Annotated in this window: 21 protein-coding genes; 5 read left to right on the top strand and 16 right to left on the bottom strand. The window is 61.2% G+C overall.

The genetic code is table 11. The features are described from left to right. Positions 1-4: 4 nt before the first annotated feature. From CKW30_RS19970 to CKW30_RS19945, 5 genes are all read left to right on the top strand, one after another. Entirely contained in the window at positions 5-682 is a 678-nt protein-coding gene (locus CKW30_RS19970; protein ID WP_095181687.1) for a heavy metal response regulator transcription factor, read from the top strand. Beyond that, on the top strand, positions 672-2036 hold the full coding sequence (locus CKW30_RS19965; protein WP_095181686.1) for a heavy metal sensor histidine kinase: 1365 nt from the start codon (positions 672-674) through the stop codon (positions 2034-2036). The genes CKW30_RS19970 and CKW30_RS19965 overlap by 11 nt, the downstream gene beginning before the upstream one ends. A 299-nt stretch (positions 2037-2335) precedes the next feature. Then, the gene (locus tag CKW30_RS19960; RefSeq protein ID WP_016773285.1) at positions 2336-2557 is read left to right on the top strand and encodes a hypothetical protein; all 222 of its coding nucleotides are present in this window, start codon (positions 2336-2338) and stop codon (positions 2555-2557) included. 194 nt (positions 2558-2751) lie between these two features. Continuing rightward, positions 2752-4068: an OprD family porin gene (locus tag CKW30_RS19955; protein ID WP_095181685.1), complete on the top strand. Its 1317-nt coding sequence runs from the start codon at positions 2752-2754 to the stop codon at positions 4066-4068. Positions 4069-4253: 185 nt separating this feature from the next. Further along, positions 4254-5762 (top strand): sensor domain-containing diguanylate cyclase, encoded by a 1509-nt coding sequence (locus CKW30_RS19945; protein WP_095181684.1) that lies wholly within the window; start codon positions 4254-4256, stop codon positions 5760-5762. 148 nt (positions 5763-5910) lie between these two features. Here CKW30_RS19945 and lpxC read toward each other — a convergent pair whose 3' ends face one another. The 16 genes from lpxC to mraZ all read right to left on the bottom strand — a co-directional run bounded on the left by lpxC (position 5911) and on the right by mraZ (position 23766). Next, a complete protein-coding gene (gene lpxC, locus CKW30_RS19940) occupies positions 5911-6822 on the bottom strand; it encodes a UDP-3-O-acyl-N-acetylglucosamine deacetylase (protein ID WP_007916984.1) in 912 nt (303 codons plus the stop codon). A gap of 112 nt (positions 6823-6934) precedes the next feature. Further along, positions 6935-8131 carry a cell division protein FtsZ gene (gene ftsZ / locus CKW30_RS19935; RefSeq protein ID WP_016773283.1) on the bottom strand — a complete coding sequence of 399 codons (1197 nt, stop codon included), beginning with the start codon at positions 8129-8131 and terminating at the stop codon, positions 6935-6937. 105 nt (positions 8132-8236) lie between these two features. After that, entirely contained in the window at positions 8237-9496 is a 1260-nt protein-coding gene (ftsA, locus tag CKW30_RS19930) for a cell division protein FtsA (protein WP_016773282.1), read from the bottom strand. 15 nt (positions 9497-9511) lie between these two features. Next, complete coding sequence (locus CKW30_RS19925; protein ID WP_039761388.1) at positions 9512-10378, bottom strand: cell division protein FtsQ/DivIB; 867 nt, start codon at positions 10376-10378, stop codon at positions 9512-9514. A gap of 4 nt (positions 10379-10382) precedes the next feature. After that, positions 10383-11357: a D-alanine--D-alanine ligase gene (locus CKW30_RS19920; RefSeq protein ID WP_016773280.1), complete on the bottom strand. Its 975-nt coding sequence runs from the start codon at positions 11355-11357 to the stop codon at positions 10383-10385. Continuing rightward, positions 11354-12814 (bottom strand): UDP-N-acetylmuramate--L-alanine ligase, encoded by a 1461-nt coding sequence (gene murC, locus CKW30_RS19915; protein WP_024014243.1) that lies wholly within the window; start codon positions 12812-12814, stop codon positions 11354-11356. Before murC ends, CKW30_RS19920 begins: the two co-directional genes overlap by 4 nt. After that, positions 12807-13877 carry an undecaprenyldiphospho-muramoylpentapeptide beta-N-acetylglucosaminyltransferase gene (murG, locus tag CKW30_RS19910; RefSeq protein WP_016773277.1) on the bottom strand — a complete coding sequence of 357 codons (1071 nt, stop codon included), beginning with the start codon at positions 13875-13877 and terminating at the stop codon, positions 12807-12809. Before murG ends, murC begins: the two co-directional genes overlap by 8 nt. Next, positions 13867-15084: a putative lipid II flippase FtsW gene (ftsW, locus tag CKW30_RS19905; protein ID WP_016773276.1), complete on the bottom strand. Its 1218-nt coding sequence runs from the start codon at positions 15082-15084 to the stop codon at positions 13867-13869. The genes murG and ftsW overlap by 11 nt, the downstream gene beginning before the upstream one ends. Further along, positions 15081-16427, bottom strand: a complete 1347-nt coding sequence (murD, locus tag CKW30_RS19900) for a UDP-N-acetylmuramoyl-L-alanine--D-glutamate ligase (protein WP_095181683.1) — start codon at positions 16425-16427, stop codon at positions 15081-15083. Before murD ends, ftsW begins: the two co-directional genes overlap by 4 nt. 5 nt (positions 16428-16432) lie before the next feature. Then, the gene (mraY, locus tag CKW30_RS19895) at positions 16433-17515 is read right to left on the bottom strand and encodes a phospho-N-acetylmuramoyl-pentapeptide-transferase (RefSeq protein WP_016773275.1); all 1083 of its coding nucleotides are present in this window, start codon (positions 17513-17515) and stop codon (positions 16433-16435) included. Continuing rightward, positions 17515-18882, bottom strand: a complete 1368-nt coding sequence (gene murF / locus CKW30_RS19890) for a UDP-N-acetylmuramoyl-tripeptide--D-alanyl-D-alanine ligase (RefSeq protein WP_095181682.1) — start codon at positions 18880-18882, stop codon at positions 17515-17517. The genes mraY and murF overlap by 1 nt, the downstream gene beginning before the upstream one ends. Continuing rightward, positions 18875-20338: a UDP-N-acetylmuramoyl-L-alanyl-D-glutamate--2,6-diaminopimelate ligase gene (locus tag CKW30_RS19885; protein ID WP_016773271.1), complete on the bottom strand. Its 1464-nt coding sequence runs from the start codon at positions 20336-20338 to the stop codon at positions 18875-18877. The genes murF and CKW30_RS19885 overlap by 8 nt, the downstream gene beginning before the upstream one ends. Next, positions 20338-22077 (bottom strand): penicillin-binding protein 2, encoded by a 1740-nt coding sequence (locus CKW30_RS19880; RefSeq protein ID WP_174823877.1) that lies wholly within the window; start codon positions 22075-22077, stop codon positions 20338-20340. Before CKW30_RS19880 ends, CKW30_RS19885 begins: the two co-directional genes overlap by 1 nt. Further along, positions 22077-22370, bottom strand: coding sequence for a cell division protein FtsL (ftsL, locus tag CKW30_RS19875; protein WP_016773269.1), 294 nt, complete (start codon positions 22368-22370; stop codon positions 22077-22079). The genes CKW30_RS19880 and ftsL overlap by 1 nt, the downstream gene beginning before the upstream one ends. Further along, entirely contained in the window at positions 22367-23314 is a 948-nt protein-coding gene (rsmH, locus tag CKW30_RS19870) for a 16S rRNA (cytosine(1402)-N(4))-methyltransferase RsmH (protein WP_371857557.1), read from the bottom strand. Before rsmH ends, ftsL begins: the two co-directional genes overlap by 4 nt. Further along, positions 23311-23766, bottom strand: coding sequence for a division/cell wall cluster transcriptional repressor MraZ (gene mraZ, locus CKW30_RS19865; RefSeq protein WP_007917012.1), 456 nt, complete (start codon positions 23764-23766; stop codon positions 23311-23313). The genes rsmH and mraZ overlap by 4 nt, the downstream gene beginning before the upstream one ends. Positions 23767-23954: the final 188 nt, after the last annotated feature.

The raw sequence follows: 23954 nt of genomic DNA, 5'->3' as shown, positions 1-23954 counted from the left end.
GGTCATGCGCGTTCTGATTATCGAAGACGAAGAAAAAACCGCGGACTATCTGCACCGTGGCCTGACCGAACAGGGCTACACCGTGGACCTTGCCCGCGACGGCGTCGAAGGCCTGCATCTGGCACTGGAATGCGACTACGCCGTGATCGTCCTCGACGTCATGCTGCCGGGGCTCGATGGCTTCGACGTACTGCGCGCATTACGTGCGCGCAAGCAGACCCCGGTGATCATGCTCACCGCCCGCGAGCGCGTCGAAGATCGCATCAAGGGCCTGCGCGACGGCGCCGACGATTACCTCGGCAAACCGTTTTCCTTTCTCGAACTGGTCGCCCGCCTGCAAGCGCTGACCCGGCGCAGCGGCGGCCACGAACCGGTGCAAGTGACCATCGCCGACCTGTGGATCGATTTGATCAGCCGCAAGGCCACCCGCGCCGGCACGCGCCTGGATCTGACCGCGAAAGAGTTTTCCCTGCTCAGCGTGCTGGCCCGTCGCCAGGGCGAAATCCTTTCGAAAACCGCCATCGCGGAAATGGTCTGGGACATCAATTTCGACAGTGACGCCAACGTCGTCGAAGTCGCGATCAAACGCCTGCGCGCCAAGCTCGACGGGCCGTTCAACGAAAAGCTGCTGCACACCATTCGCGGCATGGGTTATGTGCTGGAGAGCCGTGGTGTCCAGTAACTCGATTGCCTTGCGCCTCAGCGGCATGTTCACCCTGGTGGCGCTGGTGGTGTTTCTGTTGATTGGCGGCGCGCTGTATCAACAGGTGGACAAGGGCTTGGGATTGTTGCCCGAAGCCGAGCTGGATGCGCGGTACAGCGTGCTCGAATCCACCGTTGGCCGTTACGGCACGCCGGAGCATTGGGTGAAGATCAACAACAAGCTCAAACTGCTCGGTGAGGAAGACAAGCGCATCAGTTTCTGGATCAGCAGCGGTGATCCGCGCTACGAGTACGGCAACCTTACGCCGCAGATTCGCGCGGCCATCAACGGCCCGTTGGGCATGCATGATCTGCAACTGCCCGATCAGCCCTACCCGCTGAAAGTGCTGGTCAGTCAGTTCCCGGCCAAGGACCAGCGCCCGCCGCTGAGCTTCATGATCGGCATCGACACCGAGACGCTGCATCAGACCCAGCATCACTTGCTCATCGCCCTGATCAGTCTGGCGATTGTCGGGGTGCTGCTGGCCTCGGCATTGGGCTATTGGGTCGCAAGAATCGGTCTGAAGCCGCTGATCAAACTGTCGCAGGAAGCCCAGCGTCTGGCACCACCACTGCGCGCCGGGCGCTTGCGTCTGTCGCCGCTGCCGCCGGAACTGGAGCAGTTTGTCGAATCGTTCAACTCAACTCTGGAACGGGTTGAACTGGCCTATTCGCGGCTAGAATCGTTCAACGCCGACGTCGCTCATGAACTGCGTTCGCCGCTGACCAACCTGATCGGCCAGACCCAGGTCGCACTGACTCGCGGGCGCTCCGCCGAACACTATTTCGAAGTGCTGCAATCCAATCTCGAAGAGCTTGAGCGACTGCGCTCGATCATCAACGACATGCTGTTTCTGGCCAGCGCCGATCAGGGCAACAAGGCGACCAAACTGACCTCGACGTCACTGGCTGATGAGGTGGCGACGACACTGGACTATCTGGATTTCATTCTTGAGGACGCGCAGGTTGAAGTGCAGGTCAGCGGCGATGCGCAAGTGCAAATCGAGGTCGCGCACCTGCGCCGGGCGTTGATCAACTTGCTCAGCAACGCGGTGCAGCATACCGATCCGGGCCAGGTGATCGAGGTGCGCATCGAGGTTGAAGAACACCAGGTGAGCATTGGCGTGGCCAATCCCGGGACGCCGATTGCCAGCGAGCATCTGCCGAGATTGTTCGAACGGTTTTATCGGGTCGATGCTTCGCGCAGCAACAGCGGCAATAACCACGGGCTGGGGCTGGCGATCGTCAAGGCGATTGCGCTGATGCATGGCGGGGATGTGTTTGTGCGCAGTGATCGGGGCATGAACACCTTTGGCATCCATCTCCCGGTCTGAATGCTCAGCCAAGCCCTGTGGCGAGGGGATTTATCCCCGCTCGGCTGCGCAGAAGTCGCAAATCCTGTGCACAAGCTCTAAGAATCTTTGAGGCTGGAATTCTTGGCGCCGCTTCGCAGCCCAACGGGGATAAATCCCCTCGCCACAGGCCACCATCACGCACAGACCGGGTTGTTACCCGTGCCGATCTTTGCTTTTGCTGTAACAGTCATTTATGAAAATCGCGCTGTTTCCCAACCCACGGCAACCTTATCTTTGCCCGCACCAAACAGCACTCGCCAAGCGAGAAGGTTTTCAAGATGTCCAACAGTATGGGTATTGCCAGCGCATTCGTTTTGTCCTCATTGATCCTGTCGCCGATGGCGATGGCTGAAGAATCGCAAGCGTTCGTGGCGCACAACGTCGCTCGCGCACAGGCATTCGATCAGCATCAGGCCGAAGTGATGGCCAAGGCTCAAGACGCGACGCAATCCCCGCAGGCCGCCACTTCCCAGGCTCAAGCGCTCGAGAAAGACAGCTGAGTCGCACCGCGAAAGGTTTCCCTCGACGCGGTTGTTTGGCTCTTCCCGTTCAACCGTCGTCACTCCAGGCCGCTGCCATTCAGCGGCCTTTTTTCGTTGTGGTCTGAAAGCCGTCTGGCGCGTCTGAAAAAACAAGAAACATCAAGCCGCTCATGAACCGGAGCGGCCCGCTGACCCAAGGAGCTCCACCGCACGTGTTCTACCCTGCCTGCCTCACCCCGCTGTTCATTGCAATTGCCGCAACGATTGCTCCCGCCGCCCACGCCGACGAGCCCGCTGAACAAGGTTTCGTCGAAGGCTCAAGCCTCAGCCTCAATGCCCGCAATTACTACATGAATCGCAACCGCTTGCAGAAAGCGGACGACAACATTGAATGGGGGCAAGGTTTTCTCGGGGTTTTCGAATCGGGTTATACCGAAGGCACGGTCGGCTTCGGCGTCGATGCTCATGCCATGCTCGGCTTGAAACTCGATGGCGGAGGCGGTACCGACGGTTCGAGCATCCTGCCGATCAGCGACGGCAACGGCAAAGCGCCGGGCTCGTTTTCAACCGCCGGCGGGACCCTGAAGCTGCGAGCATTCGATACCGAACTGAAGGCCGGTGACCTGTTCCTCACCAACCCGGTGATTGCCGGCGGCGACACGCGGATGCTGCCGCAGACCTTTCGTGGCATCAGCCTGAGTAACCGCAGCTTCGACGGCTGGCTGATCGAAGGTGGCCAGGCCAGTTTCACCAAGCCGTATAACCAGAGCGGTCATACCCGAATCGGCACGTCCTACGGCACGCTGGCCGATGGCGATGACAGCCAACACTTGAACTGGGCCGGAGTGGCCTGGAGCGGCGTTGAAGGCCTGACGAGCAGCCTTTACGCGTCCGAGCTCAAGGACATCTGGAACCAGTACTACTACGACCTGGATTACACCTGGCACTTGAACGATCTGGTCAGCCTCAACCCGGGCCTGCACTTCTATCACACGCAAGACACCGGTGATGCGCTGCTCGGCGATATCGACAACAACACCTACAGCCTGCACTTCACCGTTGGCGTCGGTCATCACAGCGTTACCGCCGCCTTTCAGCGGGTCAACGGTAATACGCCGTTCGACTACATCAGCCAGGGCGACAGCGTTTATCTAGACAACTCGCAGCAGTATTCGGACTTCAACGGTCCGAACGAACGCTCCTGGAAGCTCAAGTACGCTTACGACTTCACTGGCCTCGGCATGCCCGGATTGACCTCGGCGCTGTCCTATTCACGCGGCACGGTGGATCTGACCAAAGCCGACCCGAACAGCCCAGGCTATTCCAGCTGGTACAGCGCCGACGGCCATAACGCCAAGCATTGGGAACGCGACATCGATTTGCAGTACGTCGTGCAAAGCGGCCAGGCCAAGGATCTCGCGGTGCGCCTGCAATGGGCCACCAACCGTGGCGGCAACGGCTACGGCGCGATTGATTCGGATACAGATGAATACCGCGTGATCATCGACTACCCGGTCAACGTCTTCTAAGATCGGCGCTGCGTTTTTCAGATCCTGTGATCTACCCTGTGGGAGCGAGCCTGCTCGCGAAAGCTGATTGTCAGTCAACATCTGTGTTGAATGACACACCGCTTTCGCGAGCAGGCTCGCTCCCACAGGTTCGTCCGGCGTCAGCCCAACTAAGCTTATGAAACCACTTCAACCGGCTCCCCATCATGATCACCAGCCGCACGCCTTCCATCACAGGCCTTACCGGTCGCCCCGAGCGCCTGCTGATCCTCGGCAGCCTGCTGACCGTGATTGCGATGGTGTGCATCGTCACGTTCCTGTTGATCCGCGAGTACGCCAGTGCGCAGGAAGTCGCCACGCGCCGCGCCACGACCATTGCGCAATTGATCGACGCCGATGTGCTGCGCACCGTCGAGCTGTACGACCTGACGCTGCAAGGCCTGATCGCCGCCGCCCAGCGTGACGACCTGCAGAACGTCTCGCCGCAGATCCGTCATCTGGCCCTGTTCGATCGCTCTGCCACCGCGCGTTTCAAGGGCGACATCCTCCTGCTCGACAAGCATGGCGAGGTTATCGCCGACTCCTCGCGCATCGAACCGAAACCGGGCAATTTCGCCGACCGCGATTATTTCCTCGCCCACGCCTTCAACCGCGACATCGGCATGTTCATCAGCCGCCCGTTCAAGACCCGCTGCGATTGCGAAGAGGCTGATCAGTGGCGCATTAGCTTCAGCCGGCGCATTTCCTCGCAGACCGGCGAATTCCTCGGCGTAGCGGTGGCGTCGCTGAAACTCGACTACTTCGACGACCTGTTCAAAAGCCTCGACATCGGCACCGACAGCACACTGAACATCATCAACAGCGATGGCGTGCTGCTCGCGCAGAAGCCCTATTTGCAAAGCGATTCGGTCGGCAAGAGTTTCGGCAACCGGCCCAACGTCGTGCGGATTCTCAACGATCGCGATGGCAGCGGCAGTTTCACCAGTACCTCGAGCATGGATAAACAACGCCGGCTCTATACCTACTCGCGGGTCGGCAATCTGCCGTTGACGGTGATGGTCGCGCTGTCCAGCGAGGAGGTGTTCGGCACCTGGCGGCGCACGGCGATTCTGATCAGCGGCGCCACCGGCGTGTTGTGCCTGGGGCTGTTGTGGCTGACCTGGCTGCTCGCTCGGGAACTGCGTTTGCGCCATCGCGCCGAACGCGAACTGGCGCAACTGGCTGCCACCGATGACCTGACCGGCGTGGCCAACCGGCGCATGCTCGATCAGACCCTGCGCCACGAATGGTTCCGCGCGCAACGCTCGGGCCAGCCGCTGTCGGTGATGATGATCGATGCCGACCACTTCAAGGCCTTCAATGATCGCCATGGCCATCAGGCCGGGGATCAGGTGTTGCGTGAACTGGCCAAGGTAATCACCGCGAACGTGCGGCGCCCGGCGGATCTGGTCGCGAGGTATGGCGGTGAAGAGTTTTCGGTGATTCTCGCCGAAACCGACAGCGCCGGGGCGCAGCAGATCGCCGAGCAGATTCGCCAGGCGGTGGAAAACTTGCCATGGGTTGAAGGCGCTGAGCGGGCGATGACCGTGAGTATCGGCATCGCGACATGGACATCGGCGAGCGAGATGACCCTGGAGCAGTTGCTGTTTGCAGCGGACAAGGCGCTGTATCAGGCCAAGGAAGGCGGGCGCAATCGCGTTGTAGTGTCAATTTAAAGTCAAAAGATCGCAGCCTTCGGCAGCTCCTACATCTGGAATGCGTTCCCCTGTAGGAGCTGCCGAAGGCTGCGATCTTTTGCTTTCGAAAGGGCATAAAAAAAGGCCATCCGAGGATGGCCTTCAAAAAACTAGAGAGGTTTTTTACTTACACGGCCGCAACAGGGCGCATGTAAGAGATCGGTGCGGTGCTGGCGTCTTCGAACGTCACCACTTCCCAAGCATCTGTCTGCTCAATCAATTTGCGCAGCAGCTGGTTGTTCAGTGCATGACCGGACTTGAAGCCTTTGAACTCACCAATCAGGCTGTTGCCCAGCAGGTACAGGTCGCCAATCGCATCGAGGATCTTGTGTTTGACGAATTCGTCTTCATAACGAAGACCGTCTTCGTTCAACACGCCATCAGCGTCGACCACGATCGCGTTTTCCACGCTGCCGCCGAGTGCGAGGTTGTGCTTGCGCAGGTACTCGATGTCACTCATGAAACCAAAGGTACGGGCGCGGCTGACTTCTTTTACGAACGAAGTGCTGGAAAAATCCACGCTTGCACTCTGGGTGCGGTCCCGGAATACCGGGTGATCGAAATCGATCTCGAAGCTCACCTTAAAGCCTTCGAAAGGGACGAAAGTGGCGCGCTTGTCGCCGTCTTCCACTGTCACTTCACGCAGGATGCGGATGAATTTCTTGGCGGCGTCCTGTTCTTCCAGGCCTGCCGATTGAATCAGGAATACGAAGGGTCCAGCGCTGCCATCCATGATCGGGACTTCGGACGCGGAGAGCTCGACGTAGGCGTTATCGATGCCCAGGCCAGCCATGGCCGAGAGCAAGTGCTCTACCGTGTCCACTTTGACGTCGCCATTGATCAGCGTCGTCGACATAGTGGTTTCACCGACGTTTTCCGCGCGGGCAGGAATCTGCACCACAGGGTCGAGGTCAGCGCGACAAAACACAATGCCAGTGTCGACAGGCGCAGGCTTGAGGGTCAGATAGACCTTCTCGCCGGAATGCAGGCCTACACCTGTGGCACGGATAATATTTTTCAGTGTGCGTTGTTTAATCATGGCTTGGGCCGCTTCAGCGCAAATTGCGAACTGGTATCAACAAAGGCTGGCGATGATAGCAGACCATGCCTTTGCTGAACACCAATCACCTTCATAGCCCTGATACATTCCATCAATCGGCCTGACGACGCAGGAATGCCGGAATGTCCAGGTAATCCAGGTCATCCTGCGGATTCATCTTCGCGGCAGCCGCAGCACCGGCCTGAGCCTGGTTGCGCATGACGGTCGGACGGTCCAGATCACGGTAGTTCACCGCTGGCTGCTCCTGACGGGCCGGAGCCGGTTGTTGCACCTGCGCCGAGGCCATGGAGGTGTGAACGGTGTTGTCGATGACCTTTACAGGCTTCTCGATTTTCGCGCCCAGACCGGTGGCAACCACAGTCACGTGCAGCTCGTCGCGCATGTCCGGATCGATAACGGTACCGACTTTGACCATCGCGTGCTCGGAAGCAAAAGCTTCGATGATCGAACCCACGTCGGAGTACTCACCCAGGGACAGGTCAGGACCGGCGGTGATGTTCACCAGAATGCCGCGCGCGCCTTGCAGGTTGACGTCTTCCAGCAGCGGGTTGCGGATTGCCGCTTCGGTAGCTTCACGTGCACGGTTCGGACCGCTGGCGCAGCCAGTGCCCATCATCGCCATGCCCATTTCGCTCATCACGGTGCGTACGTCGGCGAAGTCGACGTTGATCATGCCCGGACGCTTGATGATGTCGGAGATACCGCGAACGGCACCGGCCAGAACATCGTCAGCCTTGGCGAAAGCCGACAACAGGCTTGCGTCTTTGCCGAGAATGGTCAGCAGTTTTTCGTTCGGAATGGTGATCAGCGAGTCGACGCTTTCGGAAAGCATGCGAATGCCTTCGTCGGCGATCTGCATACGCTTGCGGCCTTCGAACGGGAACGGACGGGTCACGACCGCAACGGTCAGGATGCCCATTTCCTTGGCCACTTCGGCGATGATCGGCGCTGCACCGGTACCGGTACCGCCGCCCATGCCGGTGGTGATGAACACCATGTTGGTGCCAGCCAGGACTTCAGCGATGCGCTCACGGTCTTCCAGAGCGGCTTGACGGCCGACTTCAGGATTGGCGCCGGCACCCAGGCCCTTGGTCACGCCGGTGCCCAGTTGCAGGATGGTCCGCGCGCCGATGTTTTTCAGCGCTTGAGCATCGGTGTTGGCGCAGATGAACTCAACGCCTTCGATGTTGCTCTTGACCATGTGATTGACAGCGTTGCCGCCGCCACCGCCGACACCGATAACTTTGATTACCGGGCTTGCGGGGATGTTGTCTACGAGTTCGAACATTTTCCCTCTCCTTACATTCTCTAGTTTTTTCGCCTACTGCTGTTTGTTGCGGTGTATCTACTGCAGTTGCTTGCCGCTTGAAGCTTGTCGCTCCAAGCTGCTTTTTTAAAAATTGCCCTGAACCCACTTTTTCAGTCGGTCCAGCAGCGGCGCCTGAGGCTCTTCGCTGCTGTAGCTGTCGCGGCTGCCGATGCCGGAGAACGAAACTCCATCGGACTGCTTTTGCAGGCCGTACATCAACAAGCCGACGCCAGTGGAATAAATCGGGTTGCGCACCACGTCATCCAGACCTTTCACGCCATGCGGTACACCGAGGCGCACCGGCATGTGGAAGATTTCTTCGGCCAGTTCAGTGGCGCCTTCCATTTTCGACGTACCGCCGGTGAGCACGATGCCCGCCGGGATCAGGTCTTCGTAGCCGCTGCGACGCAGCTCGGCCTGGATCAGGGTGAACAGTTCGTCGTAACGCGGCTCGACCACTTCGGCCAGGGCCTGACGCGACAGCTCACGCGGTGGACGGTCGCCAACGCTCGGCACCTTGATGGTTTCGCCGGCACCGGCCAGTTTGGCCAGGGCGCAGGCGTAACGGATCTTGATTTCTTCGGCGTACTGGGTCGGAGTGCGCAACGCCATGGCGATGTCGTTGGTCACTTGATCACCGGCAATCGGGATCACGGCGGTGTGACGGATCGCGCCTTCGGTGAAGATCGCGATGTCGGTGGTGCCGCCGCCAATGTCGACCAGGCACACGCCCAGTTCTTTCTCGTCGTCGGTCAGCACCGAGTAGGCCGAGGCCAGTTGCTCGAGAATGATGTCGTCGATTTCCAGACCGCAGCGGCGCACGCATTTTTCAATGTTCTGTGCAGCGTTGACGGCGCAGGTGACCACGTGAACCTTGGCTTCCAGACGCACGCCGGACATGCCCAGAGGCTCGCGCACGCCTTCCTGGTTATCGATCACGTAATCCTGCGGCAGGGTGTGCAGCACGCGCTGGTCAGCCGGGATCGCCACGGCCTGGGCGGCGTCGAGCACACGCTCAAGGTCAGCCGAGCTGACTTCGCGATCACGGATCGCGACGATGCCGTGGGAGTTCAGGCTGCGGATGTGATTGCCCGCAACGCCGACGAACGCCGAGTGAATGCGGCAGCCGGCCATCAGTTGGGCTTCTTCGATCGCGCGCTGGATCGACTGCACGGTGGATTCGATGTTGACCACCACGCCCTTCTTCAGGCCGCGGGACGGATGCGTACCGATCCCGACGATTTCCAGCTGGCCGTCGTCCGCGACCTCGCCTACCAGCGCCACCACTTTGGAGGTGCCGATATCCAGACCGACGATCATTTTGCCGCTTTGCACGTTTGCCATGGGTCCTGCCTCTTCTTAATTCTTTGCGACAGCGGGTTGGGCTGTCGTCGGCGCTACGGGTTCCCGCCAGCCAACAGCGAGGCCGTTGGCGTAGCGCAGATCGATGCGCGCAATGTTCGTAATCTGCTCTTTCAGCGTCTTGTCATAGATGGCGATAAAGCGGCGCATCTTTTCCACCAGGTTGCCGCGTCCCAGCAGCAACTCTATGCCGGGGCCGGAACTGCCGGCACCGGTGGTCAGGAACCAGCTGCCGCGTTCACGCAATTCCAGGCGTGCAATCGAAAAACCCAGCGGGCGCAACATCTGGCTCAGCACCTGATACTGCTGCATCACCTGCTGCTGAGCCCGTTGTGGGCCGAACAGCTGCGGCAGGTGTTCGTAGTTCGCCAGTTCCTTGGGCGTGAACGCCTGGCCCTGGTTGTTGAGCAACGACTCGTCGCCCCAACGCGCCACCGGCAATTGCTCTTCGAGGCGGATCACCACCTGATCCGGCCACACCCGACGCACTTCGGCGTGGGCGATCCAGGGCATCTGCTCAAGCTCGGTACGCATACCGGCGAGGTCGATGGTGAAGAAGCTCGACGCCACGAACGGCGCGATCCGCTGCTGCACCGCCTGCTGGCTGATGTAGCTGAGGTCGCCCTGCACCGCGATCTTGCTGATCGGCCGGTCGGCGTACGGCAGCAAACGCTGCGCGCCTTCGTACGTACCAAAGCCCAGCGCCACCAGCAGCACCGGCCAGAACAGACTTTTCAGAAAGCTGAAATTGGCTTTCGGCAGGCGCGCGGACATCGGCTCTTTCGCCACCATTCGGCTGGCACCCCGCGGCACCGGCTTGCGGCCGGGTGCGGGTGGCTGATGTCTGAGATGAGCGCCTTGCATGGTCTTAACCTCGCGCCTCTGTTGCGCCTGCGTCTTCGACGCTGGCGGCCAGAATGGCCAGAACCAGTTGCTGGAAATCCAGACCGGCAGCCCGCGCCGCCATCGGCACCAGGCTGTGATCGGTCATGCCCGGTGCGGTATTGACTTCGAGGAACCAGAACTGCCCGTCGGCGTCCTGCATCACGTCCGCCCGGCCCCAACCGGCGATACCCAGCGCCTCACAGGCCTTGGCCGTGAGTTCCATGAGTTCCTGTTCCTTGGCCGCGTCGAGCCCGCACGGAATGCGGTACTGGGTATCGTTGGCGATGTACTTGGCGTCGTAGTCGTAGAACGTGTGCGGTGTACCCAGGGCGATAGGAGGCAACACCTGGTCACGCAGGGTGGCGATGGTGAACTCCGGACCTTGAATCCATTGCTCGACCAACACTTGCGAATCGTAGGTACTGGCCGCTTTCCATGCGTCGATCAACTCGGACGCAGAATTCACTTTGGCCATCCCGATACTTGAACCTTCATGCGCCGGTTTGACGATCAAAGGCAGGCCCAGTTCCGTCGCTGCGGAAATACAATCGGCTTCGCTGCACAGCACGGCGTGACGCGGCGTCGGAATCCCGAGACTGTGCCAGACCTGCTTGGTGCGCAGTTTGTCCATCGCCAGTGCGGAAGCAAGAATGCCGCTGCCGGTGTAAGGGATGCCGGCGCACTCGAGCAGGCCCTGCATGCTCCCGTCTTCACCGCCGCGACCGTGGAGAATGATGAACGCGCGGTCGATCTTTTCGCTGAGCAGACGCTGCAGGAAGTCTTCGCCCACATCGATGCCGAACGCATCGACGCCAGCGCTTTGCAGCGCCTCGAGCACGGCGTTGCCGGATTTCAGCGAAACCTCACGCTCGGCACTCAGGCCACCGAAGAGCACGGCGACGCGGCCGAAGTCTTTCGGCGCGATGGTGGAGAACAGCTTGGCGTAGGCAGCAGTCATTTCAACTTCCCCTCGACCGGCGCCGCCACGGCGCCGGCGAACAATTCACTTTTCAACAGCTTCGGCGCGAGACCGCCGATATCACCAGCGCCCTGGCACAGCAGAATGTCGCCGGCGCGCAGCAGCGGCTTGACCAACGGCGCCAGGTCAACGCCCCGCTCGATGTAGATCGGGTCGAGCTGACCGCGCTGGCGGATGCTGTTGCACAGCTTGCGGCTGTCGGCGCCCGGGATCGGCTCTTCGCCGGCCGGATAGACTTCCATCAGCAGCAGCACGTTGGCGTCGGCCAGTACATTGACGAAGTCGTCGTACAGATCACGGGTGCGGCTGTAGCGATGCGGCTGGTAGACCATCACCAGACGACGCTCCGGCCAGCCACCGCGCACGGCTTTGATCACCGCAGCGACCTCGGTCGGGTGGTGACCGTAGTCGTCGACCAGCATTACATTGCCGCCATCTACCGGCAGTTCACCGTAGACCTGGAAGCGCCGACCGACACCCTGGAAGCCCGACAGGCCCTGAACGATGGCCTCATCGCTGACGCCTTCATCGGTGGCGATGCAGATGGTCGCCAGCGAGTTGAGCACGTTATGGTTGCCGGGCATGTTCACCGACACGTCCAGCGGCTCGCGATCCGGGCGCAGGACGGTGAAGAAGGTCTGCATGCCCTGCTGACGGACATTGATCGCGCGCACATCGGCGTCTTCGCTGAAGCCGTAGGTCACGGTCGGACGCTTGACCAGCGGCAGGATTTCGCGCACCACCGGATCGTCCAGGCACATCACCGCCAAACCGTAGAACGGCAGGTTGTGCAGGAATTCGACGAAGGTTTTCTTCAGTTTGTTGAAGTCACCGTCGTAGGTCGCCATGTGGTCGGCGTCGATGTTGGTGACCACGGCCACCAGCGGCTGCAGATGCAGGAAGCTCGCATCGCTTTCGTCGGCTTCGGCGATCAGGTAACGGCTGGTGCCAAGCTGGGCATTGGTGCCCGCTGCGTTCAGACGACCACCAATCACGAATGTCGGGTCCAGACCACCGGCCGCGAACACCGAAGCGATCAGGCTGGTGGTGGTGGTTTTGCCATGGGTACCGGCGACGGCGATGCCGTGGCGATAGCGCATCAGCTCGGCGAGCATTTCTGCGCGCGGCACCACTGGAATGCGGCGCTCAAGGGCAGTCGCCACTTCCGGGTTGGACGTGTTTACCGCGCTCGACACCACCAGCACGTCGGCGGTAGCGGCGTTCTCGGCACGGTGACCGATGAAGATCTGCGCGCCGAAGGTTTCCAGGCGCTCGGTGACCGGCGAGGCTTTCAGGTCGGAACCGGAGACTTGATAGCCCAGGTTCAACAACACTTCAGCGATACCGCACATGCCCACGCCGCCGATGCCGACGAAGTGGATGCGACGGATGCGGCGCATTTCCGGTTGTGGCATGGCTTTCTGATTCTCAACCATGGGCCACCTCCAGACAGGTATCGACCACGCTACGGGTGGCATCGGGTTTGGCCAGTCGGCGGGCCGCTTGGGCCATTGCTTCGAGTCGTTGCGGTTGCATCAAGACCTCTGTCAGGCGCGCGGCAAGATCCGCGGCACCAGTCGTTCTTTGCGGCATCAGGAAGGCAGCGCCTTCGCGGGCCAAATAATCGGCGTTGCGGGTCTGGTGATCGTCGATCGCGTGGGGCAAGGGCACCAGCATCGAGGGCAGACCGGCGGCCGCCAGCTCACTGATGGTCAACGCGCCAGCGCGGCACACCACCAGGTCAGCCCAGCCATAGGCCTGGGCCATGTCTTTGATGAACGGCTGCACCTGCGCCTCCACGCCCACGGCGCGGTAACGCTCGGCAGTCACTTCATCGTGGTTTTTACCGGCCTGATGAAACACTTCCGGGCGCAGGTCGGCAGCGACTTGGGCCAGGGCTTCAGGCAGCAATTTGTTCAACGGTTCTGCGCCCAGGCTGCCGCCAAGGATCAGCAAACGCGCTTTGCGCCCGGCCAGCGCCGGTCGCGATGTGTCGAGGAACAGCTCGCTGCGCACCGGATTACCGGTGGTACGGCGGCTGTCCGACAGAGTAAAGGTGTCGGGGAACGCTTCACACACTCGGGCGGCGAACGGCACCAGCAACCGATTGGCGGTGCCGGCGACAGCGTTCTGCTCGTGAACGATCACTGGCACGCCGGCCAGTTTTGCGGCAAGACCGCCGGGGCCGGTCACATAACCGCCGAAGCCAACCACGCACACCGGTTTCAGGCGGCGCATGATCGCCCGCGCCTGCCACACCGATTTCAGCAGCATCAGCGGCGCCTTGAGCAGCGACAGCTTGCCCTTGCCGCGCAGACCGCTGGCGTTGATCCGGTGCAGTTCAAGCCCAGCCGCCGGAACCAGTTCGTTCTCGATGCCGCGTGGAGTGCCGAGCCAGTGCACGGTGTAGCCGCGCGCCTGAAACTCGCGGGCACAGGCCAGCGCCGGGAACACGTGGCCGCCGGTACCGCCGGCCATGATCAATACGTTAGCGCCCATGAGTCGGCTCCTCGGCGAAGTCGCTCTCCTGGAATTCCATCTCTTCGCTGCCCAGGTGGGTCCGACTCTCCCACTCGATGCGCAGCAACAGGCCCAGACAGGCGCAGCAGATCACCAGCGAGCTGCCGCCGTAACTGAGGAACGGCAAGGTCAGACCTTTGGTTGGCAGCAGGCCGACGTTCACACCGATGTTGATCAGGAACTGACCAATCCACAGGAACGACAAGCCGTAAGCCACGTAAGCGGCGAAGAACTGCTTGGCCTTCTCCGCCCACAGGCCGATGTACATGCCGCGAATACACACGAACACGAACAGCGCGACGGTGCACAACGAACCCACGGCGCCCAGTTCTTCGGCAAGTACCGAGAACACGAAGTCGGTGTGCGCTTCCGGCAGATAAAACTGTTTCTGCACGCTGTTGCCCAGGCCGACGCCCAGCCACTCGCCGCGACCGAAAGCGATCAAGGCCTGCGACAACTGATAGCCGGCACCGAACTGGTCGGCCCACGGGTCGGCGAAGTTGGTCAGACGCGCCATTCGATACGGCTGCATCTGAATCAGCAGAACCACCGCGCCAACCGCCAGCACCACCATCAGCGAGAAGCGGAACAGCCCGACCCCGCCAAGGAACAGCATCGCCGCCGCCGCGCCCATCATGACTACGGTGGCACCGAAGTCCGGTTCCATCAGCAACAGACCTGCCATCGGCAGCAGGACGATGAACGGCTTGAAGAAGCCCATCCAGCTCTCGCGCACTTCTTTCTGCCGGCGCACCAGATAACCGGCGAGGTAGATCACCACGAACACCTTGGCGATTTCCGACGGCTGCACGTTGAAGAAGCTGAAACCGATCCAGCGCATCGAACCGTTCACTTCGCGGCCGATGCCGGGGATGATCACCATCACCAACAGGCCGAACGCACCGATCAGCATCATCCAGCCGAGGCGCTGCCAAGTGGCGATCGGGATCATCATGGTGACAATGCACGCGCCCAGACCCAGCACCACATAGATAAGGTGGCGAATCATGTAATACAGCGGACTGCCCGACTGAGCCGCCGCCACTTCGGTGGACGCCGAAGCGATCATGATCAGGCCGAGACCGAGCAGCGCCAGGCAACCGGCGAGCATCGGGAAGTCGAGGTCGATGCCACGCCCGGTGATCAGCGGCGACGGGTACGGCTTGATGATGTTTCTCAGGTTCATGCCAGTTCCTCCACAGCGCGGACGAACTGGTGACCACGGTCTTCGTAATTCTTGAACATGTCGAAACTGGCGCAGGCCGGCGACAGCAGCACCACATCGCCCGGTTGGGCAGCGGCGCGGCATTGCGCGACGGCGTCGACCAGCGAGGTCGCGCGGATCAGCGGCACGGCATCGCCAATGGCTGCGCCGATCTTGTCGGAGTCGCGGCCCATCAGGACCACAGCGCGGCAGTTGGCCGCCACCGGATCGCGCAGATCGTTGAATTCGGCGCCTTTGCCGTCACCGCCGGCGATCAGAATGACCTTGCCGTCGATGTCCGCACCGAGGCCTTCGATCGCGGCCAGAGCGGCGCCAACGTTGGTGGCTTTGGAGTCGTTGTAATAAGCCACGCCGTCGAGATCACGGACCCACTGGCAGCGGTGTTCGAGCCCGGCAAACGTGCGCAGCGCCGCGAGCATGGCGTCGAACGGCAGACCCACAGCGTGCCCCAGTGCCAATGCGGCGAGAGCGTTGGACTGGTTATGCGCACCGCGAATCTTCAGTTCACGCACCGGCATCAGGTTCTGGAATTCGAAGGCCAGGTACTTCTCGCCGTCTTCTTCGCGAATGCCGAACGCCTTGAAATCCGGTTTGCTCAGGCCAAAGGTCCAGCATGGCTGACCTTCACCGATCAATGGACGGCTCAGGGCATCCTGACGGTTGACCACAAATTGCTTCGCGCCCCGGAAGATCCGGTGCTTGGCCAGGTGATAGGCCGGCAGACCGCTGTAGCGATCCATGTGGTCTTCGCTGATGTTCAGCACGGTGGCGACTTCGGCGTTGAGCTGGTCGGTGGTTTCCAGCTGGAAACTCGACAACTCCATGACGTACAGCTCGACGTCATCGCTGAGCAGGTCCAGCGCCGGGGTGCCGAGGTTGCCGCCAACGGCGACGCGTTTGCCCGCCGCAGCCGCCATCTCGCCGACCAGCGTGGTCACGGTGCTTTTCGCGTTGGAGCCGGTGATCGCGACGATCGGCGCCCGCGCGTTACGCGCGAACAGTTCGATGTCGCCGGACATTTTCACGCCACGGGCAGCGGCGGCTTGCAGGGCCGGGGTCGCCAGCGCCAGGCCGGGGCTCACGTAAAGCTCGTCGGCACGGCAGAGGAATTCGACGTCCAGCTCGCCACAACGCACTTCCACGTGCGGATAGTCACGCTTGAGCGTGGCCAGTTCCGGTGGATTTTCCCGCGTGTCGGCCACAGCAAACGACGTGCCCCGGTTCGCCAGGAAGCGAACCAGGGACATGCCGCTCTTGCCGAGGCCGACAACGATGCGGAAGTGGTCAGAAGCGATCAGAGACACTCGTTCTACCTCAGCTTCAGGGTGGCAAGGCCGACCAGGACAAGAATCACGGTGATGATCCAGAAACGGACGATCACGCGCGGCTCGGGCCAGCCCTTGAGTTCAAAGTGGTGGTGAATCGGCGCCATGCGGAACACGCGGCGACCGGTCAGCTTAAAGGAGGCAACCTGAATGACCACTGACAGGGTTTCCATCACGAACACGCCGCCCATGATGAACAGGACGATTTCCTGACGAACGATCACCGCGATGGTGCCCAGTGCCGCGCCGAGTGCCAGTGCACCGACATCGCCCATGAACACTTGCGCCGGATAAGTGTTGAACCACAGGAAGCCCAGACCCGCGCCGATCAGCGCGCCGCAGAAGACGATCAATTCGCCTGCGCCCGGCACGTAAGGAATCAGCAGGTATTCGGCGAATTTCACGTTACCCGACAGGTAGCAGAAAATCCCCAGGCCGCCGCCGACCATCACCGTCGGCATGATCGCCAGGCCGTCGAGGCCGTCAGTCAGGTTGACCGCGTTGCTCGAACCGACAATGACGAAGTAGGTCAGCACGATGAAACCGGCGCCCAGCGGGATGCTGTAGTCCTTGAGCATCGGCAGAATCAGCGTGGTTTCCACCGGCGTCGCGGCAGTCATATAAAGGAAGATCGCAGCGCCGAGGCCGAACACCGACTGCCAGAAATACTTCCAGCGGCTCGGCAGGCCACGGGAGTTCTTCTCGATGACTTTGCGGTAATCGTCGACCCAGCCGATGGCGCCGAACAGCAGGGTCACCAGCAGCACCACCCAGACGTAGCGGTTGCTCAGGTCAGCCCAGAGCAAGGTGCTGACGCCGATCGAAGACAGAATCAGCGCGCCACCCATGGTCGGCGTACCGGATTTGGACAGGTGCGATTGCGGGCCGTCGTTACGTACCGATTGGCCGATCTGACGGTTCTGCAGAGTACGGATCATCCACGGGCCATAGCACAGCGACAAGACCAGCGCGGTCAGCACACCGAGAATCCCGCGCAGGGTCAGGTACTGGAAGACCGCGAAGCCTTTGTAGAACTGTTGCAGATACTCCGCTAGCAGCAGCAGCATTAATGTTTCTCCAGACTGGACCCGCACAGAGCCGCAACGATGTTTTCCATCGCTGCGCTGCGCGAACCCTTGATCAAAATGGTGGTGTTTGTGTCCTGCTCCGCGGCGAGGGCCTGGATCAGCTCGGCCTGGGTGCCGAAATGCTGCGCCTGCTCACCGAAAGCGTTTACCGCGTGGACCATGTTCGGCCCGACCGCGTAAAGCGCAGAAACCTTGCCTCGGGCGTACTCGCCCACGTCGCGGTGCCCCTGCTCCGCCCAGTCGCCCAACTCGCCGATATCGCCGAGCACCAGGACGGTGCGGCCGGAAAAGCCGGCGAGTATATCAACGGCCGCGCACATCGAGGTGGGGTTTGCGTTGTAGGTGTCATCGATCACGCGCATGCCGTTTTTTGCCAGTTGCGCGACGGTGCGCCCCTTGACCGGTTGCACCGCGCCCAGCCCGGTGGCGATGCCGAACAGCGACACGCCCAAGGCGTGAGCAGCAGCGGCGGCAGCCAGGGCATTGGCGACGTTATGAGTACCGAGCAGGTTCAGTTGCACGCGCTCGCTACCTTCAGGCGTGTGCACATTGAACGCCGGGCAACCACGGGCATCGGTGGCCAGATCGCTGGCGTGGAAATTCGCCTCGCTGTTGCTCAGGGCGAAGGTCAGCACCTGACGGCCGGCCGCGCGGGTCTTCCAGATACCAAAAGCCTTGTCATCGAGGTTGAGCACGGCGATGCCATCGGCGGCCAGACCCTCGATGATTTCGCCTTTGGCTTCGACGATTTTTTCCGGACCGCCGAACTCACCGACGTGAGCGGTGCCGGCGTTGTTCAGAATCGCTACGTGCGGCTTGGTCAGGCCGACGGTGTAGGCGATTTCACCGAGACGCGAAGCGCCCAGTTCGATGACAGCCGAGGTGTGTTCCGGCGCCAGTTCGATCAGGGTCAGCGGTACGCCGAGGTCGTTGTTCAGGTTGCCACGGGTCGCCAGCACCGGACCGCGCGTGCGCAGGATGCTCGCGAGCATTTCCTTGACCGTGGTCTTGCCACTGGAACCGGTCACCGCCGCCACTGGCTGGGTGAACGCAGCACGGTTCAACGCGCCGAGTTGGCCCAGCGCCTGACGGGTGTCCTTGACCAGCAATTGCGGCAACGCGCTGTCGGCGACTTCACGCTCGACCAATGCAGCGACGGCGCCTTTGCCAGCGACATCGTTAAGGTAGTCATGACCGTCGAAACGCGGGCCGGTCAGGGCGATGAACAACTGGCCGGGCTGAATGGCGCGGCTGTCGATACTGACGCCGTCGAAACTCGCGTCAGCGCCGATCAAACGGGCTTCGAGGGCGTTGGTCAGTTCACTGAGTGTCAGAGCCTTAAGCATGGGCCACCTCCCAAGCGGTCAAGGCATGATCGGCCTCAACCAGATCGGAAAACGCATGGCGCACGCCGTTGATTTCCTGATAGTCCTCGTGACCTTTGCCGGCGAGAACAATCACGTCGTCAGCGGTCGCGCCGGCGATAAGTTGTGCGATGGCCTGGCCGCGACCGGCGACGAAAGTGACTTTATCCACAGCGGTGAAACCGGCGCGGATGTCGTCGAAGATCACTGCCGGATCTTCAGTGCGCGGGTTGTCGTCGGTGACTAACACTTGGTCAGCCAGACGCTCGACCACTTCGGCCATCAACGGGCGTTTGCCGCGATCACGATCGCCACCGCAACCGAACAGGCACAGGAGCTGGCCTTTGACGTGCGGGCGCAGTGCTGTGAGAACTTTTTCCAGCGCATCCGGGGTATGGGCGTAATCGACCACCACCAGCGGTTGCGTGCCGCCGCCCAGACGCTGCATGCGCCCGGCCGGGCCTTCGAGCTTCGGCAGCACTTTGAGAATTTCGTCGAGGGCGTAATCCAGACCGAGCAAGGCGCCGACTGCGGCCAGCACGTTACTCAGGTTGAAACGACCAAGCAGCGTACTGCGCAGGTGATGCTCGCCCTGCGGCGTGACCAGCGTGGCGCGTACACCATGGTCGTCGAACTGCGCTTCGCGGCAGAACAGGTAGGCACTGCTGTCGAGCAGGCTGTAGGTGATCAAACGCGACTCGCGTTTTTCCGCCGCCAGTTGCCGGCCGAAATCGTCGTCGAGGTTGACCACGCGGCACTTCAGGTCATTCCAGGCGAACAGCCGGGCCTTGGCCTCGGCGTACGCCTGCATGGTGCCGTGATAATCCAGATGATCGCGGGACAGGTTGGTCATCACCGCCACGTCGAACGCCAGCGCGGTGACCCGGCCCTGATCCAGACCGTGGGACGAGACTTCCATGGCCACGGCTTTGGCACCGGCCTTTTTCAGGTCACCCAGGGTCGCTTGCACGGCAATCGGGTTCGGCGTGGTGTGCAGGCCGCTTTCCAGCGCGCCGTAGAAACCGGAACCCAGCGTACCGACGATGCCGCAATGCTGGCCGAGCAGATCCAGCGCCTGCGCGACCAGTTGGGTCACGCTGGTCTTGCCATTGGTGCCGGTGACACCGATCAGGTTCAGGTGATGACTCGGCTCACCGTAAAAACGCCCGGCGATGTCCGACAGCTGCGCCGCCAGACCCTTGACCGGAATCAGCGGCACGTCAGTGATCGGCAGCACGGTGGCGCCTTCGACTTCATAAGCCACGGCAGCCGCGCCGCGTTGCAAGGCATCCGCGATATGCGCACGGCCATCGAAACGGCCGCCGGGCACGGCGAGAAACAGATCGCCGGCGCGCACGTTGCGGCTGTCCAGCGCCAGTTCACGGATCAACAGATCGTGGCCGGCGTGGGGGAATATCTTGTTCAGACTTAATGACATCAGCCGCGCCCTCCATTGGCTTTCAGCGGAACGACCGGGGTGGCATTGGCCTGTTGGGTGGTCGGCAGGTTGTCCGGGGTCACGTTCATCAGGCGCAGGGTGCCGGACATCACACGGCTGAACACCGGCGCCGACACCAGACCACCGAAGTAACCGGCCTTGGTCGGTTCATCAATCACCACAACAATGGCGTAACGCGGATCGCTCATCGGGCCGAAGCCGGCGAACAGCGAGCGGTAGGAATTTTCTGCGTAGCCCTTAGTGCCGACCGAGGTCTTGCGCGCGGTACCCGACTTGCCACCGACGTGATAAGCCGGCACCTGCGCACGGAACACGCCGCGCGGCGCTTCGATTACCTGCTGCAACATGCCCTGCATGGTTTTTGCCACAGCTTCCGGCAGCACTTGGGTGGTCTGCGGCATCTTGTCGGTTTTGATCAGGGTCAGTGGCGCGAGGCGACCATTGTTGGCCAGCGCCGAGAACGCGTGCACCAACTGGATCGCGGTCACGGAAATACCGTAGCCGTAAGACAAGGTTGCAGTTTCAGCCTTGCGCCATTCGCGGTAGTTCGGCAGATTGCCGACACGTTCGCCGGGGAAGCCCAGGCCGGTGTCCTGACCGAGGCCGACTTTCTGCGCGAGACGGAAAATGGTTTCGCCGCCGATATCGAAGGCGACCTTACTCATGCCGACGTTACTGGAATTGATCAGGATGCCGGTCAGATCGAGCACTGGCCCTTCGGTCTTCGACACGTCTTTAATGGTGTATTTGCCGATCTGCAACGAGCCCGGATACACCTCGACGGTGTCGCTCGGTTTCCAGCGGCCGGTTTCGATCGCCGCGCTCATGGAAATCGCTTTCATGGTCGAACCCGGCTCGAACACGTCGATCATGGCGCGGTTGCGCATCATCGCCGGTTGCAGGTTGCGACGGTTGTTCGGGTTGTAGGTCGGCTGGTTGACCATGGCCAGGATCTCGCCGGTCTTTACGTCCATGATCACCAGACTGCCGGCCTTGGCGCCGTTTTCGATGATCGCGTTGCGCAGCTCGCGGTTGGCCAGGTATTGCAGACGCAGGTCAATCGACAACGCCAAGGGCTTGCCGGCCTTGGCGTTCTTGGTGACTTGAACATCCTTGATCAACCGGCCCCGGCGATCCTTGATGACTTGTCGTTTGCCCGGCACCCCGGCCAGCCATTCGTCATAGGCCAGCTCGACGCCTTCGCGACCGTGATCGTCGATGTCGGTAAAGCCGACCATGTGCGCGGTGACTTCACCGGCCGGATAGAAACGACGGAATTCTTCGATGCCATAGACGCCCGGCACTTTCAGATCGAGCACAGCCTGACCCTGCTCGGGGGTCAGCCCGCGCACCAGGTAAATGAATTCTTTGTTGGCCTGGGCTTCGAGTCGCTCGCTCAGGGCTTTCGGGTTCTGGCCCAGCGCGGCGGCGAGTGCCGGCCACTTCTCTTTGGCCGACTGCATTTCCTTGGCGTTGGCCCACAGCGTGGTCACTGGGGTACTGACAGCCAGAGGCTCGCCGTTACGGTCGGTGATCAGGCCACGGTGCGCCGGAATCGGAATATGCCGCAGGCTGCGCGCATCGCCCTGCCCTTTGAGGAAGTCACGGTCGACCACTTGCAGGTCGATGATGCGCCAGCAGATCGCCGCGACCATCAGACCGAGCAGCGCCACCATCAGGCGGAAGCGCCATGGGAACAGCGCGCCTTCGAGTTTCATCATGGCGCCACCATCTTCACGTCAGCCGCGCCAGGTATGTGCATCTTCAGTTGTTCGGTGGCCAGCACTTCGATGCGGCTGTGCGCAGTCCAGGTGCTCTGCTCGAGAATCAAGCGGCCCCACTCGGCCTGCGCCTTGTCGCGCACGCTGAGTTCGTTATAAAGGGTGTTGAGCAACTGCCGGTTCCAGTGCGCGCTGTACGACACGGCAATGGCCGAAAACAGCACGCCGATAAACAGCAGCAGCATCAGAAAGCTGCCGCCGGGCAGTGGTTTGGCGAAAAGCTTGCTCACCGCAACTTCTCCGCGACACGCATGACGGCGCTACGGGAACGTGGGTTGGCTTTGAGTTCGGCCTCGGAGGCCGTCTGCGCTTTGCCGTGGATTTTGATTTTCGGTTCGAAGGCGACGTGGCGAACCGGCAGGTTGCGCGGCAAATTGTCGGCCTCACCTTTCACAAGCTTGCGCATGAACAGTTTGACGATGCGGTCTTCCAGCGAGTGGAAGCTGATCACCACCAGACGGCCGCCAACTTCCAGCGCTTCCAGCGCGGCGTCGAGGCCGGCTTCCAGATCGCCGAGTTCGTTGTTGACGTGAATGCGCAACCCCTGGAACGCGCGGGTGGCAGGGTTCTTGCCCTTTTCCCACGCCGGGTTGGCGACTTTCAGCACTTCGGCCAGATCGGCGGTGCGCTCGAACGGCTTGATGTCACGGCGCTCGGCAACGGCACGGGCCATACGCCCGGAGAAACGTTCTTCGCCGTATTCCTTGAACACCCGGGCGATTTCTTCCACAGGCGCGGTGTTGACGAATTCGGCAGCGCTGATGCCACGGGACGGATCCATGCGCATGTCCAGCGGCCCGTCATTGAGGAAACTGAAGCCGCGCTCGGCGTCATCGAGCTGCGGCGACGACACGCCGAGGTCGAGCAGAATGCCGCTGACCTTGCCGGTCAGGCCTTGCTCGGCAACCACCGAACCGAGCTCGGCAAAGCTGCGCTGCACAACGACAAAGCGGCCGTCTTCGGCCGCTAGCGTTTGCCCGGTGGCAATCGCTTGAGGATCCTTGTCGAATCCGATGAGTCGACCGTCCGGCCCGAGCTGGCTGAGGATCAGCCGACTGTGCCCGCCGCGCCCGAACGTGCCGTCCAGATAGCAGCCATCAGGACGTACGGCGAGAGCCTCGACGGCTTCGTCAAGCAGTACGGTGATGTGGTTAAAGCCGCTATCAATAGTCACAGGATCAAATCACGCAGTTCATCAGGCATCGCGCCCGGTTGTTGAATAGCAGCAAGGTCAGCGGCAGACACCGCGTTCCATGCATCCTCGTCCCACAATTGGAACTTGTTCAGTTGGCCGACCAGCATCGCGCGCTTATCGAGCTTGGCGTATTCGCGCAAACGCGGCGGAACCAGGAAACGACCACTGCCATCGAGTTCGAGGTCGACGGCATTACCAATCAATAAACGTTGCAGGCGACGGTTCTCTTCGCGAAGCGAAGGGAGTGCGCGCAACTTGGTTTCAATAATTTCCCACTCGTCGAGCGGATAGACACAGAGGCATGGATCAACGGCATCAATGGTCACGATCAATTGGCCGGAACTGCGCGAATCGAGCTCGTCACGGTACCGGCTCGGCATGGCGAGACGGCCCTTTGCATCGAGACTGATAGCGTTAGCTCCGCGAAACACGTCAGCGTTTCTCCAATTTTTATCGTTTTGAGCTCAAAAAACCCACTTCATGCCACTTTCCGCCACTTGCGCACACTATAGGAATGCGCCCACCACACCGTCAAGGCGCGGATTAAAGGAAAAGCCTTACAGAACGGAGATTTAGCGACGTAAAAGGAGGCTCAACGAGAATCTGACGTGAAGTTTTG

The sequence above is a fragment of the Pseudomonas sp. Irchel 3F6 genome, assembly GCF_900187595.1.
Taxonomy (GTDB): Bacteria; Pseudomonadota; Gammaproteobacteria; order Pseudomonadales; family Pseudomonadaceae; genus Aquipseudomonas; species Aquipseudomonas siliginis.
This window is presented reverse-complemented; position numbering and strand designations above follow the sequence as displayed.

Coding starts and splice junctions, on each gene's coding strand:
- CKW30_RS19880 (WP_174823877.1), bottom strand. CDS start 22,077: ATGAAACTCGAAGGCGCGCTGTTCCCATGGCGCTTCCGCCTGATGGTG.
- CKW30_RS19970 (WP_095181687.1), top strand. CDS start 5: ATGCGCGTTCTGATTATCGAAGACGAAGAAAAAACCGCGGACTATCTG.
- CKW30_RS19920 (WP_016773280.1), bottom strand. CDS start 11,357: ATGACTGCTGCCTACGCCAAGCTGTTCTCCACCATCGCGCCGAAAGAC.
- murF (WP_095181682.1), bottom strand. CDS start 18,882: ATGCTTAAGGCTCTGACACTCAGTGAACTGACCAACGCCCTCGAAGCC.
- CKW30_RS19945 (WP_095181684.1), top strand. CDS start 4,254: ATGATCACCAGCCGCACGCCTTCCATCACAGGCCTTACCGGTCGCCCC.
- CKW30_RS19925 (WP_039761388.1), bottom strand. CDS start 10,378: ATGCAAGGCGCTCATCTCAGACATCAGCCACCCGCACCCGGCCGCAAG.
- CKW30_RS19885 (WP_016773271.1), bottom strand. CDS start 20,338: ATGTCATTAAGTCTGAACAAGATATTCCCCCACGCCGGCCACGATCTG.
- ftsA (WP_016773282.1), bottom strand. CDS start 9,496: ATGGCAAACGTGCAAAGCGGCAAAATGATCGTCGGTCTGGATATCGGC.
- CKW30_RS19960 (WP_016773285.1), top strand. CDS start 2,336: ATGTCCAACAGTATGGGTATTGCCAGCGCATTCGTTTTGTCCTCATTG.
- ftsW (WP_016773276.1), bottom strand. CDS start 15,084: ATGAACCTGAGAAACATCATCAAGCCGTACCCGTCGCCGCTGATCACC.
- murC (WP_024014243.1), bottom strand. CDS start 12,814: ATGGTTGAGAATCAGAAAGCCATGCCACAACCGGAAATGCGCCGCATC.
- ftsZ (WP_016773283.1), bottom strand. CDS start 8,131: ATGTTCGAACTCGTAGACAACATCCCCGCAAGCCCGGTAATCAAAGTT.
- murG (WP_016773277.1), bottom strand. CDS start 13,877: ATGGGCGCTAACGTATTGATCATGGCCGGCGGTACCGGCGGCCACGTG.
- lpxC (WP_007916984.1), bottom strand. CDS start 6,822: ATGATTAAACAACGCACACTGAAAAATATTATCCGTGCCACAGGTGTA.
- mraY (WP_016773275.1), bottom strand. CDS start 17,515: ATGCTGCTGCTGCTAGCGGAGTATCTGCAACAGTTCTACAAAGGCTTC.